The 14,916-nt window shown below is 70.0% G+C and carries 16 protein-coding genes; 13 read left to right on the plus strand and 3 right to left on the minus strand.

Annotation, left to right across the window (positions count from 1 at the left end):
* Window positions 1-8: 8 nt before the first annotated feature.
* The 10 genes from ABI214_RS19195 (at window position 9) to ccsB (ending at window position 10,763) form a co-directional block, all read left to right on the plus strand.
* Window positions 9-212, plus strand: coding sequence for a heavy-metal-associated domain-containing protein (locus tag ABI214_RS19195; RefSeq protein ID WP_348604093.1), 204 nt, complete (start codon window positions 9-11; stop codon window positions 210-212).
* Entirely contained in the window at window positions 209-2,377 is a 2,169-nt protein-coding gene (locus ABI214_RS19200) for a heavy metal translocating P-type ATPase (protein WP_348604094.1), read from the plus strand. The genes ABI214_RS19195 and ABI214_RS19200 overlap by 4 nt, the downstream gene beginning before the upstream one ends.
* A complete protein-coding gene (locus ABI214_RS19205; protein WP_348604095.1) occupies window positions 2,377-3,513 on the plus strand; it encodes a PQQ-dependent sugar dehydrogenase in 1,137 nt (378 codons plus the stop codon). Before ABI214_RS19200 ends, ABI214_RS19205 begins: the two co-directional genes overlap by 1 nt.
* Before the next feature lie 163 nt (window positions 3,514-3,676).
* The gene (locus ABI214_RS19210; RefSeq protein ID WP_348604096.1) at window positions 3,677-4,522 is read left to right on the plus strand and encodes a putative protein N(5)-glutamine methyltransferase; all 846 of its coding nucleotides are present in this window, start codon (window positions 3,677-3,679) and stop codon (window positions 4,520-4,522) included.
* Window positions 4,523-4,583: 61 nt separating this feature from the next.
* A complete protein-coding gene (hemL, locus tag ABI214_RS19215; RefSeq protein ID WP_348604097.1) occupies window positions 4,584-5,918 on the plus strand; it encodes a glutamate-1-semialdehyde 2,1-aminomutase in 1,335 nt (444 codons plus the stop codon).
* Window positions 5,919-5,951: 33 nt separating this feature from the next.
* Window positions 5,952-6,626, plus strand: a complete 675-nt coding sequence (locus ABI214_RS19220; RefSeq protein WP_348604098.1) for a histidine phosphatase family protein — start codon at window positions 5,952-5,954, stop codon at window positions 6,624-6,626.
* On the plus strand, window positions 6,623-7,237 hold the full coding sequence (locus ABI214_RS19225; protein ID WP_348604099.1) for a TlpA disulfide reductase family protein: 615 nt from the start codon (window positions 6,623-6,625) through the stop codon (window positions 7,235-7,237). Before ABI214_RS19220 ends, ABI214_RS19225 begins: the two co-directional genes overlap by 4 nt.
* The gene (locus tag ABI214_RS19230) at window positions 7,234-8,061 is read left to right on the plus strand and encodes a cytochrome c biogenesis CcdA family protein (protein WP_348604100.1); all 828 of its coding nucleotides are present in this window, start codon (window positions 7,234-7,236) and stop codon (window positions 8,059-8,061) included. Before ABI214_RS19225 ends, ABI214_RS19230 begins: the two co-directional genes overlap by 4 nt.
* Window positions 8,058-9,737 (plus strand): cytochrome c biogenesis protein ResB, encoded by a 1,680-nt coding sequence (gene resB / locus ABI214_RS19235; protein WP_348604101.1) that lies wholly within the window; start codon window positions 8,058-8,060, stop codon window positions 9,735-9,737. The genes ABI214_RS19230 and resB overlap by 4 nt, the downstream gene beginning before the upstream one ends.
* Before the next feature lie 36 nt (window positions 9,738-9,773).
* Complete coding sequence (ccsB, locus tag ABI214_RS19240; RefSeq protein ID WP_348604102.1) at window positions 9,774-10,763, plus strand: c-type cytochrome biogenesis protein CcsB; 990 nt, start codon at window positions 9,774-9,776, stop codon at window positions 10,761-10,763.
* Between the two features lie 266 nt (window positions 10,764-11,029).
* Here the strand turns inward: ccsB and ABI214_RS19245 are convergent, their stop codons facing one another.
* Window positions 11,030-11,260: a hypothetical protein gene (locus tag ABI214_RS19245; RefSeq protein WP_348604103.1), complete on the minus strand. Its 231-nt coding sequence runs from the start codon at window positions 11,258-11,260 to the stop codon at window positions 11,030-11,032.
* 84 nt (window positions 11,261-11,344) lie between these two features.
* Entirely contained in the window at window positions 11,345-11,557 is a 213-nt protein-coding gene (locus ABI214_RS19250; protein WP_005518137.1) for a BldC family transcriptional regulator, read from the minus strand.
* Window positions 11,558-12,044: 487 nt separating this feature from the next.
* Between ABI214_RS19250 and ABI214_RS19255 the strand changes: the two genes are divergently transcribed.
* Both ABI214_RS19255 and ABI214_RS19260 read left to right on the plus strand, forming a co-directional pair.
* Window positions 12,045-12,398 carry a DUF4229 domain-containing protein gene (locus ABI214_RS19255; protein ID WP_348604104.1) on the plus strand — a complete coding sequence of 118 codons (354 nt, stop codon included), beginning with the start codon at window positions 12,045-12,047 and terminating at the stop codon, window positions 12,396-12,398.
* Window positions 12,395-13,495, plus strand: coding sequence for a PLP-dependent cysteine synthase family protein (locus ABI214_RS19260; RefSeq protein WP_348604105.1), 1,101 nt, complete (start codon window positions 12,395-12,397; stop codon window positions 13,493-13,495). The genes ABI214_RS19255 and ABI214_RS19260 overlap by 4 nt, the downstream gene beginning before the upstream one ends.
* 83 nt (window positions 13,496-13,578) lie before the next feature.
* On the opposite strand, the gene ABI214_RS19265 is transcribed toward ABI214_RS19260, so the two are convergent.
* Entirely contained in the window at window positions 13,579-13,878 is a 300-nt protein-coding gene (locus ABI214_RS19265; RefSeq protein WP_348604106.1) for a hypothetical protein, read from the minus strand.
* 185 nt (window positions 13,879-14,063) lie between these two features.
* Between ABI214_RS19265 and ABI214_RS19270 the strand changes: the two genes are divergently transcribed.
* Entirely contained in the window at window positions 14,064-14,915 is an 852-nt protein-coding gene (locus ABI214_RS19270) for an SDR family NAD(P)-dependent oxidoreductase (protein ID WP_348604107.1), read from the plus strand.
* Window position 14,916: the final 1 nt, after the last annotated feature.

A 14,916-nucleotide genomic window follows, 5' to 3' on the forward strand; every position in this document is an offset into this window, starting at 1 on the left:
AGGCCCCGATGGAGCACACCTACATCGTCAAGGGCATGACCTGCCAGCACTGCGCCGCCGCCGTGACCGAGGAGATCATCGCGCTGTCCGGGGTCACGGGCGTCGACGTCGACATCACGTCCGGACGCGTCGTCGTGACGAGTGAGGTGCTCTTGGACACGATCGCCGTCGCCGCCGCGGTCTCGGAGGCAGGCTACGAGCTGGTCCAGTGACCACCGCCGGGCTGCGCACCGTCGAACTCGACATCGGCGGTATGACGTGCGCATCGTGCGCGGCCCGGATCGAACGAAAGCTCGGCAAGCTCGACGGCGTCATAGCGACCGTCAACTACGCGACCGAACAGGCCCACGTCGAGTACCCGGACTCGATCGCGCTCCAGGACCTCGTCGACACGGTCGAGCGGGTCGGCTACTCGGCGGCGGTGGCCACGCCGGAGGAGCCCGCCGCCCCCGGGGAGGCCGGGGACCGACTCGGCGCCCGCCTGGTCGTCGCGATCGTCGCGTCGGTTCCCGTGGTGCTGGTGTCGATGATCCCGCCGCTGCAGTTCGACTACTGGCAGTGGGTGTCGCTGGTGCTCACGACGGTTGTGGTCTTCTGGTGCGGCTATCCCTTCCATCGCGCTGCGCTCGTCACCGCCCGACACGGCATGTCGACGATGGACACGCTCGTCTCGCTGGGCACCCTCGCCGCCTACGGGTGGTCGCTGTGGGCGCTGGTGTTCGGCACCGCCGGCCGCGTCGGCGCGACCCACGAGTTCACGCTCCGCCCCGGCGCGCACGACGTGTCCGCGCAGATCTATCTCGAGGTCGCCGCCGGCGTCACCACGTTCCTGCTCGCCGGCCGGTACGCCGAGTCGCGCGCCAAGCGCAAGTCCGGCGCCGCGCTGCGGGCGTTACTCGAGATGGGGGCCAAGGACGTCGCGGTGCTGCGCGACGGGGCCGAGTGGCGCCTTCCGGTGGCGGCGCTGCGGGTCGGTGACGAGTTCGTCGTGCGGCCCGGCGAGAAGATCGCGACCGACGGCCGTGTGGTCCGGGGCGGCGCGGCCGTCGACACGTCGATGCTGACCGGGGAGTCGGTGCCGGTCGAGGTGGGGGAGGGGGACGCCGTCGTCGGCGGCACCCTCGACACCGACGGGCTGCTGATCGTGCGGGCCGAACGGGTCGGCGCCGACACGCAGTTGGCGCACATGGCCAGGCTGGTGACGGAGGCGCAGAGCGGCAAGGCGCACGCGCAGCGGCTCGCGGACCGGGTCTCGGCGGTGTTCGTCCCCGCCGTCCTCGCGATCGCGGCCGTCACGCTCGCGGTGTGGCTGCTGCTGGGGCAGCCGGTGACCGAGGCGTTCACCGCGGCCGTCGCGGTGCTCATCGTCGCGTGCCCGTGCGCGCTCGGGCTGGCCACGCCCACCGCGCTGCTGGTCGGGACCGGTCGGGGCGCGCAGCTGGGGATCCTCGTCAAGGGACCGGAGGTGCTCGAGCAGACCCGCCGCATCGGCACCGTCGTCCTCGACAAGACCGGCACCGTCACCACCGGGCGGATGGAACTCGACCGTGTCGTCGCGGCGGCGGGCGAAGATCGGGACCGGGTGCTCGAACTCGCCGCGGCCGTCGAGTCGGGGTCCGAACACCCCGTCGCGCAGGCGATCGTGCGGGCCATGCCGTCGCCGCTGCCGGTCCACGGCTTCGTCAACCGGCCAGGCATCGGCGTCGAAGGTGTCGTCGACGGGCACGCGGTGCGCGTGGGCCGAGCCCGGGGCCCGGTGCCGGACGCGCTGCGCCCGCTGCTGCCCGAGGGCCGGACGTCGGTGATCGTGTCCTGGGACGATCGGGTCCGCGGCGCGCTCGTCGTCGCCGACGCCGTGAAACCGACCAGCGCCGAGGCGATTCGAGAGATCCGTGACCTCGGGATGACCCCTGTCCTGCTCACCGGCGACTCCGAGGCGGTCGCCGCCGCGGTGGCACGGGAGGTCGGCATCGACCGCGTGATCGCCGAGGTGCTGCCCGACCAGAAGGCCGAGGCCGTGGCGCGACTGCGCAGCGAGGGCGGCGTCGCCATGGTCGGCGACGGCGTCAACGACGCGGCCGCGCTCGCGACCGCCGACGTCGGCATCGCGATGGGCACCGGGACCGATGCCGCGATCGAGGCGAGCGACCTGACGCTCGTCCGCGGCGACCTGCGGTCGGTGCCCGACGCGATCCGGCTGTCGCGGCGCACCCTGTCGACGATCGAGGGAAACCTGTTCTGGGCGTTCGCGTACAACGTCGCGGCGATCCCGCTGGCCGCGACCGGTCTGCTCAACCCGATGATCGCGGGCCTGGCGATGGCGCTGTCGTCGCTGTTCGTGGTCGGGAACAGCTTGCGGCTCAGGCGGTTCCGTTGATGCGCGCGTGGCCCCGTGGCGTCGTGGCGGCGGCCCTCGTCGGCCTGGTGCTGTCGACGGCGTCGTGCACGCGGCCGTCGGAGCCCTCGTCCCCGCCGCGCCTCGAGGTCACCACGGTGATGGGTGGTCTCGCGCATCCCTGGGACGTGGTGATCGCCCCCGACGGCACGATCCTCACCGGCGAGCGCGCGGGCCGCTTCGTGGTCGAGCGCCCGGACGGCAGCACCGGCGAGGTGACCGCGGACCTGTCGGATCTGTACGCGCAGGGCGAGACCGGGCTGATGGGCATCGCGCTGGCCACGGACTTCGCGACCAGTCGCACCCTCTACACGTGTCAGGGGCACCGCGACGCGTCCGGCGCCGACATCCGGGTGGTGTCGTGGGCGGTCGACCCGGGATGGACCACCCTCACCCGTGGACGGGACGTCGTGACGGGGATGCCGGTGGGGGAGGGCGGCCGGCACGGCGGCTGCCGGATCCTGACCCACCCGGACGGCACCCTGTACATCGGTACCGGCGACTCGGCTCGACCTACCGTGCCGCAGGATCGGAACTCGTTGGGCGGCAAGGTGTTGCATGTCCACGCGGACGGGTCGCCCGCGTCCGGCGACGCCGACCCGAACAGTCGTGTGTTCACGCTGGGGCACCGCAACGTGCAGGGTCTGGCACTGCAGCCCGGAACCGGTCGGCTGTACGGCATCGAGCAGGGCACGGACCGTGACGACGAGGTGAACCTGCTGCGCGCGGGCGCCAACTACGGGTACCGCCCCGATCGCAAGCCGGGTGTCTACGACGAGAGCGTGCCGATGACCGATCCCGACCGCGTGCCGGGCGCCGTCGCGGCCGTGTGGAGTTCGGGCAAGCCGACGATCGCGACGCCCGGCGGCACGTTCGTCTCCGGCGCCGGCTGGGGCGACTGGGACGGCGCGCTCGTCGTCACCAGTCAGCAGGCCCGGAAGCTGCTGTTCCTGAAACTGTCGGACGACGGTGAAAGCGTGACGGATTCGCGCTCGGCCCTCGCCGGAGAGTACGGACGCCTGCGTTCGGCCACCCAGATGCCGGACGGCAGCCTGCTGGTCACCACCGACAACGGTACGGACGACAAAGTATTGCGCGTGGCACCGGCGCCGGGGTAGCGTTCCACCGCTCGACAGGAAAGTTCCTGTTCGAGGAAGGAACGGACCGAGGAGGTGAGACCCATTACCGATCAGTCAGGTGGGGTGCTCTCGCCTCGGGGTCGAGCGGATCTGTCCGCGTAACTGACCGTGAGAGCCCCTTCGGCATCCCGAAAGGCTCTCCGTGCGGACTTCCGATGTTCCACAGTCACCGTTCACGTTTCCCGAGATCGTCACCACCTTGCGCGCAGCCGGCTGCGTTTTCGCCGAGGACGAAGCGCGCCTGCTCATCGCCGAGGCGGCGCACGCCGCCGAACTCGCCCGGATGGTCGAACGCCGCTCGGCCGGGTCACCCCTCGAACACGTGCTGGGCTGGGTCGACTTCTGCGACAGGCGAATCGACGTCGACGCCGGGGTGTTCGTGCCGCGACGCCGCAGCGAACTGCTGGCGCGGCAGGGCGCCGCGCTCGCCCGGCCGGGTGCCGTCGTCGTCGACCTGTGCTGCGGGTCCGGCGCGCTCGGCGTCGTCCTCTCCGGCGAGGTGGCGGCCGTCGAACTCCACGCCGCCGACATCGACCCGGCCGCGGTCCGCTGCGCCCGGCGCAACATCGAACCGATCGGCGGACAAGTCCACGAGGGTGATCTGTTCGACGCGCTGCCCCCGACGTTGCGCGGCCGGATCGACGTCCTCGTCGCGAACGTCCCCTACGTCCCCAGTCACGCGATCGCGCTGATGCCACCCGAGGCGCGGGAGCACGAACCGCGTGGCGCGCTCGACGGCGGACCCGACGGTCTCGACTTCCAGCGGGCTGTCGCGGCGCAGGCGCGTCGGTGGTTGCGGCGGGGTGGTCACGTGCTGATGGAAACCGGAGCCCGGCAGGCGTCGGCGTCCGTCGACATACTCACGCGGGCCGGGTTGCTCGCCAGGATCGTTCACTCGGAGGATCTCGACGCGACCGTTGTCGTGGGCACCTCGGTGGGAACGGTCCGGCGCCCGACCTGCGTGAACGGACACGCCGACGCGATGTGATTCCGGCCACCTCCTACACCCTGTCGTTGGCAAATTCGACAGAACTGGGACACTGGAACCCGTGACTGCTGCCTCCAGCGGGTCCGACCTGGGACCCGATCTTCGTGACGCCCGCTCCGCCCAGCTCTTCGAGCGGGCGTCCAAGGTCATCCCCGGAGGCGTCAACTCCCCGGTCCGCGCATTCGGCTCCGTCGGAGGCGCCCCCCGTTTCATCGCCAAGGCATCGGGGTGCACCCTCACCGACGTGGACGGCAACGACTACGTCGACCTGGTGTGCTCGTGGGGTCCGATGATCCTGGGTCACGCGCACCCGGCTGTCGTCGAGGCCGTGCAGAAGGCGGCCACGACCGGCCTGTCGTTCGGTGCCCCCACAGAGGGGGAGATCGCGCTCGCGGAGGAGATCGTCTCCCGCGTCGCGCCCGTCGAGCAGGTCCGCCTGGTCAACTCCGGCACCGAGGCCACCATGAGCGCGGTCCGCCTGGCCCGCGGCTTCACCGGCCGCTCCAAGATCATCAAGTTCTCCGGCTGCTACCACGGCCACGTCGACGCGCTGCTCGCCGACGCGGGCTCGGGCCTGGCCACGTTCGGCCTGCCCACCTCGCCCGGCGTGACCGGCGCGCAGGCCGAGGACACCATCGTCGTGCCCTACAACGACCTCGAGGCCGTGCGCGGCGCGTTCGCCGCAAACCCCGGCGAGATCGCGTGCGTCATCACCGAGGCCGCCGCCGGCAACATGGGCGCGGTTGCACCGCTGCCCGGCTTCAACGAGGGCCTGCGCGCGCTCACCACCGAGCACGGCGCGCTGCTGATCATGGACGAGGTCATGACCGGCTTCCGCGTCAGTCGCTCCGGCTGGTACGGCCGCGACGGCGTCGCCGGCGACCTCTACACGTTCGGCAAGGTCATGAGCGGTGGCCTGCCCGCCGCGGCGTTCGGTGGTCGCGCCGACGTCATGGCCAAGCTGGCCCCGTCCGGCCCCGTCTACCAGGCGGGCACGCTGTCGGGTAACCCCGTCGCCGTCGCCGCGGGCCTGGCGAACCTGCGCGCCGCCGACGACGCCGTCTACGCCGCGCTCGAGCGCAACGCGCAGACCCTGGGCACGCTGCTGGGCGACGCCCTCACCGCCGAGGGCGTCCCGCACCGCGTCCAGTTCGCGGGCACCCTGGTGAGCGTGTTCTTCACCGAGAACCCGGTCACGAACTACGCGGAGGCGAAGGCCGCCGACACGTGGCGGTTCCCCGACTTCTTCCACGCCCTGCTCTCGCGCGGCATCTACGCGCCGCCGAGCGCGTTCGAGGCGTGGTTCGTGTCGTCCGCTCTCGACGACGACGCCTTCTCGAAGATCGCCGACGCCGCCCCGCACGCGGCCAAGGCTGCCGCCGCCGCCAAGCACTGACCCACCGAACCACAGCGAACAGGGACGACCACCGTGACCGACGCCGACAACGCGAGCGCTGCCGACCATCCGCACTCCGACACCCGCACCATCGTTCACGTGCTCCGGCACGGTGAGGTGCACAACCCGGGCGGCATCCTCTACGGACGCCTTCCCAACTTCCGGCTGTCGGTGACCGGTGAGTCGCAGGCCCGCGCCGTCGCGTCGGCGCTCGCCGACCACGACATCACGCACGTCGTCGCGTCGCCGCTGCAGCGGGCACAGGAGACGGCCGCGCCGATCGCCGAGAAGCACGGGTTGCAGATCGCGACCGACGCCAACCTGATCGAGGCCGCGAACGACTTCGAGGGACTCAAGGTGTCCGTCGGCGACGGCGCACTGCGCCGGCCGCGGCACTGGTGGAAGCTGCGCGACCCGTTCACCCCGTCGTGGGGCGAGCCGTACCTGCAGATCGCGCACCGCATGCTCGCGGCCGTCAACACGGCGCGCATCGCCGCCGTCGGCCACGAGGCCGTGTGCGTGAGCCACCAGCTGCCGGTGTGGACGCTGCGTCGCTTCCTGCAGGGCGAGCGCCTGTGGCACGACCCGCGCAACCGCCAGTGCGGGCTCGCGTCGCTGACGTCGCTGGTCTACGAGGGCGACACGCTGGTCGACATCGTCTACTCCGAGCCGGCCGGTGCGTCAGACCCGAGGGTGACCGGCGCATGAAGTTCCCATCCCTCCGGTTGGCGGCCGCGGCGTGCACGCTGGTGATTGCCGCGACCGTCGCGGGCTGCGCCGGCGGCGACGACGCCGTCGCGCAGGGCGGGACGTTCACGTTCGTCTCGCCCGGCGGCAAGACCGAACTGTTCTACGACCCGCCGTCCGAGCGCGGCACCGTCGGCAACGTCTCCGGCCCCGACCTGATGACCGACGGCAAGACCACGTCGCTGTCGGACTTCGAGGGCCAGGTCGTCGTGCTCAACGTGTGGGGCCAGTGGTGCGGGCCGTGCCGCGGTGAGGCCGACGACCTCGAGAAGGTCTACGAGAACACCAAGGACCTCGGCGTCCAGTTCCTCGGCATCAACGTCCGCGACCACACGCAGGACAAGGCCCAGGACTTCGTGATCGACAACAAGGTGAGCTACCCGTCGATCTACGACCCGGCGATGCGCACCCTCATCTCGCTCGGCAAGAACTACCCGACCAGCGTCATCCCGACGACCATCGTGCTGGATCGACAGCACCGTGTCGCCGCCGTCTTCCTCAAGGAACTGCTGGTCGAGGATCTGCAACCAGTCGTGGAACGGGTCGCGCAGGAGCCGCAGGACCAGGGATGACGACCGACACGATCCTGCTGGCCGACGTCGGAGAGACGTTCCAGACCACCGCCTCGACGGGGCCGCTGCTGCTCGCGCTCGGCGCCTGCATGCTCGCCGGCCTGGTGTCGTTCGCGTCGCCGTGCGTCGTGCCGCTCGTCCCGGGCTACCTGTCGTACCTGGCGGGCGTGGTCGGCGCCGACGCGCCGGCCGTGACCGCGACCGAGGCGGAGACCCGGGCCAAGACCATCCGCGACGGTCGCCTCCGTGTCGCAGGCGCCGCGGGACTGTTCGTCGCCGGATTCACCGTCGTGTTCGTGCTCGCCACCGCGACGGTCTTCGGCGCCATCGAGGCGCTCACGATCAACCGGGACGTCCTCCAGCGGGTCGGCGGCGTCGTCACGATCGTGATGGGCCTGGCGTTCGTCGGGCTGATCCCGGCCCTGCAGAAGGACACCCGGTTCGCGCCGCGGCAGATGTCCGGCCTGATCGGCGCCCCGCTGCTCGGCGGGGTGTTCGCGCTCGGCTGGACGCCGTGCCTGGGGCCGACGCTCGCCGGCGTCATGTCGGTGGCCGCCGGCACCGAAGGTGCGACCGCGCTCCGGGGCGTGGCCCTCATCGTCGCCTACTGCCTGGGGCTGGGCCTGCCGTTCGTGCTGGTCGCGCTGGGTTCGGCGCGGGCGCTGCGCGGCGTCGGCTGGCTGCGCCGCAACAGCCGAACGATCCAGGTCTTCGGCGGAATCTTGTTGATCGTGGTCGGTATCGCACTGGTCACCGGCGCGTGGGACCAGTTCGTCGGCTGGATCCGCGACGCATTCATCACGGAGGTGACCCTGCCGATATGACGGCTCGAGACACACTGAGCGCCGACGCTGCGCCTGCCGAGACGGAGGCTCCGCGTCCGCCGCGGCAGTCGCCGGTCGGCCGCGCCTTCGCTGTGGTCCGCAACGTCTGGCGTGGCCTCACGTCGATGCGGACCGCCCTGGTGCTGCTGTTCCTGCTGGCGCTCGCGGCCATCCCGGGTGCGCTGCTGCCGCAGCGCAGCCTCAACGAGGGCAAAGTCGACACCTACATCGCGAACCGGCCCACGCTCGGTCCGATCATGGACAAGCTGGAGCTGTTCGACGTCTTCGGCAGCTTCTGGTTCACCGCGATCTACGTGCTGCTGTTCATCTCGCTGGTCGGCTGCATCGTGCCGCGCTGCATCGAGTACGCGAAGGCGCTGCGGGCGAAGCCGGTCGCGGCCCCGCGCAACCTGGGACGGCTCCCGCACCACCATGTCGCGACCGTCGACGAGGATCCCGAGGCCTTGGCCGAGCGCGTGCGTAAGCAGCTGCGGGGCTGGCGCGTCGAGCAGCGGGTCGGCGGCGAGCGTGCCACCCATCCGGGCGAGATCACGCTCTCGGCGGAGAAGGGATTCCTGCGCGAGGCCGGCAACCTGGTCTTTCACCTGTCGCTGGTGGCGCTGCTGGTCGCGATCGCGGTCGGCAAGATGTTCAGCTACGAGGGCAACGCCATCGTCGTCGCGAACGACGGCGCCGGGCTGTGCACCACCTCCCCGGCGGTCTTCGACACGTTCCGTCCCGGCCTCGCGGAGGACGGCACCGGTATGACGCCGCTGTGCGTGCGGGTCAAGGACTTCTCGGCCGACTACCTCGAGACCGGGCAGGCGGAGATGTTCCGGTCGAACATCTCGTACCAGGCTGGGAACGACCTGGACACGAATACGTGGCGTGACGCCGAGTTGCAGGTCAACCACCCACTGCGAGTCGCGGGCGACCGCGTCTACCTGCAGGGCCACGGCTACGCGCCGACGTTCACCGTGACGTTCCCCAACGGGGAGACCCGCACCGAGACGCTGCAGTGGCGGCCCGACGACGCGACCACGTTCCTGTCGAGCGGTGCGATGCGGTTCGACCCGCCCGGCGGGATGTACCCGAACGAGGACGATCGGCGTAAGAACCAGATCGCGATCGAGGGCCTGTTCGCCCCGACCGCGTTGTTCCACGGGAACCTGCTGTCGTCGAGCTTCCCGGCGATGAACGATCCGGCCGTCGCGATCGATATCTACAAGGGCGACACCGGCCTCGACACAGGGCTGCCGCAGAACCTGTTCTCGCTCAACAAGGAACTGGTCAACCAGGGCCGGTTGGTCAAGCAGGAGCGTGTGAACCTGCTGCCGGGTGAGAGCAAGACCCTCGCGGACGGCACCCAGGTCCGTTTCGACGGCGCCGTCGATTACGTCAACCTGCAGGTATCGCACGACCCGGCACAGCAGTGGGTGCTGGTGTCGGCGCTGGTGATGATGGCGGGCCTGCTGACGTCACTGGTCATCAAGCGGCGTCGGATCTGGGTCCGCATCTACCCCGCGAAGGATGCCGACACCGTGTCGGCTACATTGGCCGAGGGTGAACGACGTACTGTAGTAGAGCTCGGCGGGCTTGCCCGAACGGATCAGGCCGGCTGGGGCGACGAGTTCGATCGGCTGCGCACCCGCCTGCTGGGTGACGGCACGGCATAACGAAACACGAGTGCGCGACGCGCAGGAGATGAATTTATGACCACGATCAACGAGACACTCGCTCGCTACAGCGACTGGTCGTTCGAGTCGGCGTTTGCGATCTATGTCCTGGCCACGGTGCTGCTCATCGCGCGCTACGCGTCGATGCGGGCGCGCGTGGTGCAGGAGCGTGAGCACGAGCGCGAACTGGTCGGTGCCGGCGCGGCAGGAGGCCCGGCCGCACCCACGGGGCAAGCTCCCGGCCGCGTCGTCGAGAAGCCCGGCAAGACGATGTCCGAGAAGTTCGCCGGCATGGGCTACGCCCTGCTGGTCGTCGGCGTCGTGCTGCACGTCGCGTCCATCGTGCTGCGTGGCCTCGCGACCGGGCGCTTCCCGCTCGGCAACATGTACGAGTTCGTGACCATGGCGTGTGCGGCCGCGGTGATCGCGGGCATCGTCGCGCTGCGCAAGACCACGGACCTGTTCGTGTTCCTGCTGGTGCCGGTCCTGATCCTGATGTTCCTCGCGGCGACCGTGCTCTACGCCGACGCGGCGCCGGTGGTTCCGGCGCTCCGTTCGTTCTGGCTGCCGATCCACGTCACGATCATCAGCGTCGGCAGCGGCATCTTCATGGTCTCCGGCGTCGCGAGCATGCTGTTCCTGTACCGCATCCGGTTCCCGAAGGGCGCGGAGAGCAACGGCCCGTTCGGCAAGCTGGCGCAGCGCCTGCCCGACGCGCAGACCCTCGACCGCCTCGCCTACAAGACGACGATCGTCGCGTTCCCGCTGTTCGGCGCCGGCATCATCCTCGGTGCGATCTGGGCGGAGGCGGCCTGGGGCCGGTTCTGGGGCTGGGATCCCAAGGAGACCGTCTCCTTCATCGCGTGGGTCATCTACGCGGCCTACCTGCACGCTCGCGCGACGTCGGGATGGCGCGACACCAGGGCCGCGTGGATCAACGTCGCCGGCTTCGTGGCGATGCTGTTCAACCTGTTCATCATCAACATGGTGGTCTCGGGCCTGCACTCCTACGCCGGCCTGAGCTGACGACCCGATACAGCTGAAGGGACCCTTCGTACGTTCCCGACGTATGAAGGGTCCCTTCAGCTGTATGCGTGACCGTGCGCGATCGCGGGACCGGGTGGGGGCCGCGAAAAACGGTCGCCGTGCGTCTGCACGGCGACCGTCGTCGATTCTGTATTTCCAGTTATCGCCTGTTCGATGCGTCCCGCTCGATGCCGCACGTGCGGCAACGTCGTGACATCCGTCCGGACGCGGACGCGGACCAACGCCCGCTGTGCTGCGGACGCGGCTCAGCTCTCCGGGTCGTTCGGGGTGTCGGTGCCGGGGCGCGGCCCCGACTGCCGACGGTGGTTCTCACGATCCACACGCCAGAGGAACTCGGGGTCGTCGTCCGGTCCGACGGCTCTGCCGACCCTGCTGTCGCTACCGCCTCGAACTGCGGTGGTGGCGGTCGGGCCGAACGCCTTCCAGAAAAGGACAGCGAGCGTAACCAGGCCGATGAACGCCAGTAGGTAGATCACGGTGCACCTCCTGTTACGAGGGTAGCCGTGTCCGGGGCGGCCGGGTATCTACCTGGTGGTGGACGTCCAGTCGGACCTCACCGATCAGGAGTGGTGCGCTTCGGTGGTCAGCGACGAGAGCAGCGCCATCACCTCGGCCTCGCGGAACCTCCGGTGTCCTCCGGGGGTGCGCAGAGATCCGAGCCGGCCGGCGTGCGCCCAACGCGTGACGGTCTTGGGGTCGACATGGAACAGTGCGGCGACCTGGCCCGGGGTCAGCAGGGCTTCCTTGGCGCCGTTATAGGTGGGTGCGCTCATCGATCCTCCAAGTTTTGGGGCCGACCGCTCAGGTCGGCCGGGGAGATTCGGGACCGGTTCGTTTGTCGACCGGCTCCGACATAGTGGCACCACACCCCCCAGGTACTCGAACAATCTAAAGTTGGTAAAGCGGAGGTAATGGACAAATCGGGCGTGTCGGGCACCTGATCGAGTTGTCGTGTTCGGGAATCGGCAATCGGGGTACGGCGCGCGCTCACCGCCCCTATTGTGGGGCTGTCTTCTCGTACGCCATGACTCGAATACGACCACTCGAAACCGCTGTTGGAGGCCGGTCGACCATCGGGGAGTTCGGTCGCAGGCCCGCCGGTCCGGAGTGGTGCGAGGGAGGGTGTTGCATGATCACGGACTACGACGAGGGTCCCGATGTGCTCCCGCTGGGCACTCCCTGACTTCGTTCAGGGCTCGGAGCTGGGCGTCGGGAGGATCCACCAGGGCCGGACACTCGTTCGATCGGTAGGCTGGCGGCGTGAGTGATGCAGCGCAGAATCGTCCTGACCAGGCCCGCGACGCGGGCAAAGCGTCCGCCGGGGTCGTGACGACGGGGACCCTCGTCCGCGACGTCGCCTTGTACTCGGTGGCCCGCCTCGGCCTCGTGGTGATCCTCGCGGTCGCCATCCTGTTCGGCGGCAAGCTGTTCGGGGTCGACGTGCCGCTGATCGTCGCCGCGCTGTTCGCGGTTCTCATCGCGTTGCCGCTGTCGCTGGTGCTCTTCTCGAAGCTCCGCAAGAAGGTCAACGTCGATATCTCGGCGGTCGACGCGAAGCGTCGCGCCGACAAGGCAGACCTGCATGCCAAGCTCCGGGGTGAGGACCGCCGGTGACGGCCGTCGTCGACCGTCGGGGGAGCCGGGTCTGGGTCGACAATGCCGTGCGCCTCATCGAGGCCGACGCCCAGCGCAGCGCGGACACGCACCTCCTCCGGTATCCGCTGCCGTCCGAGTGGAACGTCCAGCTGTATCTCAAGGACGAGTCCACGCACATCACCGGCAGCCTCAAGCACCGATTGGCGCGCTCACTGTTCCTGTACTCGATCTGCAACGGCTGGGTCACCGAGAACACGACGGTGATCGAGGCGTCGTCGGGCTCGACCGCCGTCAGCGAGGCATACTTCGCGAAGCTCCTGGGGCTCGAGTTCGTCGCGGTCATGCCCGCGAGCACGAGCCCGGCGAAGATCGCGCTGATCGAGGCGCAGGGCGGCCGCTGTCACTTCGTGACGGACCCGTCGAGCATCTACACCGAGTCGCAGCGCCTGGCCGCCGAGACCGGTGGCCACTACATGGACCAGTTCACTCACGCCGAGCGCGCCACCGACTGGCGCGGCAACAACAACATTGCCGAGTCGATCTTCACGCAACTCCAGCAGGAGGAGCATCCGATCCCGGAGTGGATCGTGGTGGGCGCCGGTACCGGTGGCACCGGCGCCACGATCGGCCGGTTCCTCCGCTACCGCAAGCACGACACCGGTCTGTGCGTCGTCGACCCCGAGAACTCCGTCTTCTTCGACGCGTGGCAATGCGATGACTGCACCGCCACCTCCACCTCCGATCGTGGCTCCCGGATCGAGGGCATCGGCCGTCCGCGTGTCGAGCCGTCGTTCATCGGTCAGGTCGTCGACCGCATGGTCAAGGTGCCCGACGCGGGTTCGATCGCGGCGATGCGGCACGCCAGCACCGTGCTCGGTCGCAAGGTGGGCGGTTCCACGGGTACCAACCTGTGGGGTGCGTTCGGCCTGGTCGCCGAGATGCTCGAGCAGGGGCGCAGCGGCAGCGTCGTGACGCTGCTGTGCGACGGCGGCGAACGGTACGCCGGCACGTATTTCGACGACGACTGGGTGGCGTCCGAGGGGATCGACCTGTCCGGGCCGACGAAGGTGCTCGACGAGTTCGCGCGCACGGGGCGCTGGACGGCCCAGCGGTAGCCGTCGCGAAGGCCGCGCCCGCCGCCACCTCGATCTACAGGAGACGAGGCAGGTCGGCGGGCGGATCTTCGTCGGGACCGAGATCAGCCGCGAGCGACGACCTGGGATGCGATCGCGGTACCGGCGGCGACGACGCCGACGGACGGCCATGCGCCGATCTTCTTGGCCAGCGGGTGTGAGCCGCCGAACGCCGCGACGTAGGTTCCCAGCAGGGCTGCCGCGCGGCCGGGGCCCGAGCTCTTGGCCCAGTTGTAGGTGCAGACGCCGCCGACCCCCGCGAGGACCGCGCCACCGAGCTGGCGGTTGCCGGTCTGCCGAGCGACGGCGTACCCGCCGACGAGTCCGGCGGCGGCGAGGGCGGAGGTGGCGGTCTTGTTCAGCATGGTGACTTCTCTCCCGTTCGAGTCGTGGTGTCCTTCGATTCGAGGCTAACCACGCCGGAGGGGTGTGTGTCGCGCGGCCCACATGAGAATGCTCACGCCTCGTTTCTCGCTGGCCGGGAAATGTCGTGTGCGAGTGCGCCAGTGGGCTCGATCATCGGTGCGTACCCGCATCTCGAGGAGGAGTCGTGTCGTCAGAACCCGCGCAGTCCGCGCAGTCGTCCCGTCCAGCGTTTCGCCCTGGGCCCCTGCTCCCGGGTAAACGGGCCGTCGTCACCGGGGGTGCGTACGGGATCGGCGCGGCGATCGCCCGATCGTTCGCCGCGCACGGCGCCGCCGTCCTGGTGGTGGACGTCGACGCCGACGCGGCCCGTGCGCTCGAATTCGACGCCACCGCAGGCGGTTCGATCGAGGTCCTCGCGTACGACGTCCTCGAGTCGACGGTGCCGGCGCGGATCGTGGAGTTCGCGCCCGACGTCCTGGTGAACAACGTCGGGCACTTCCTGCGCCCGCCGCGTCCGTTCGCCGAGACGGATCCCGAGTTCTGGGCGCAGGTCGGCGGCATCAACCTCGACCACGTCCTGCGGCTCACGCACGCCGTGCTGCCCGGCATGGCCGAGCGCGGACGTGGGGGTTCGATCGTGAACCTCACGACGGTCGAGGCGCACCGCGCGATCCCCGGGCACAGTGTGTACGCGGCGTACAAGGCGGCCGTGACGCAGTTCAGCCGCAGCCTGGCGGTCGAGGTCGGCCGGATCGGGGTCCGGGTCAACGCGATTGCGCCGGATCTCATCGAGTCCGTCCAGGTGCCGTACACCGAGTGGCTGTCCGAGGAGGAGTGGGCCAAGTGGCCCACCTGGGCGCCGCTGGGCGGGCCGGGGCAACCCGAGGACGTCGCCGGTGCGGCGTTGTTCCTCGCGTCCGACCTCGGGCGCTACACCACCGGAACGACCGTCCACGTCGACGGCGGCACCTTCGCGGCCGGTGGCTGGTTCCCGAAGCCGGAGGGCGGGTGGACCAACCGCCCGCGCAATCCCTGAC

The organism is Prescottella soli (assembly GCF_040024445.1).
Lineage (GTDB): Bacteria > Actinomycetota > Actinomycetes > Mycobacteriales > Mycobacteriaceae > Prescottella > Prescottella soli.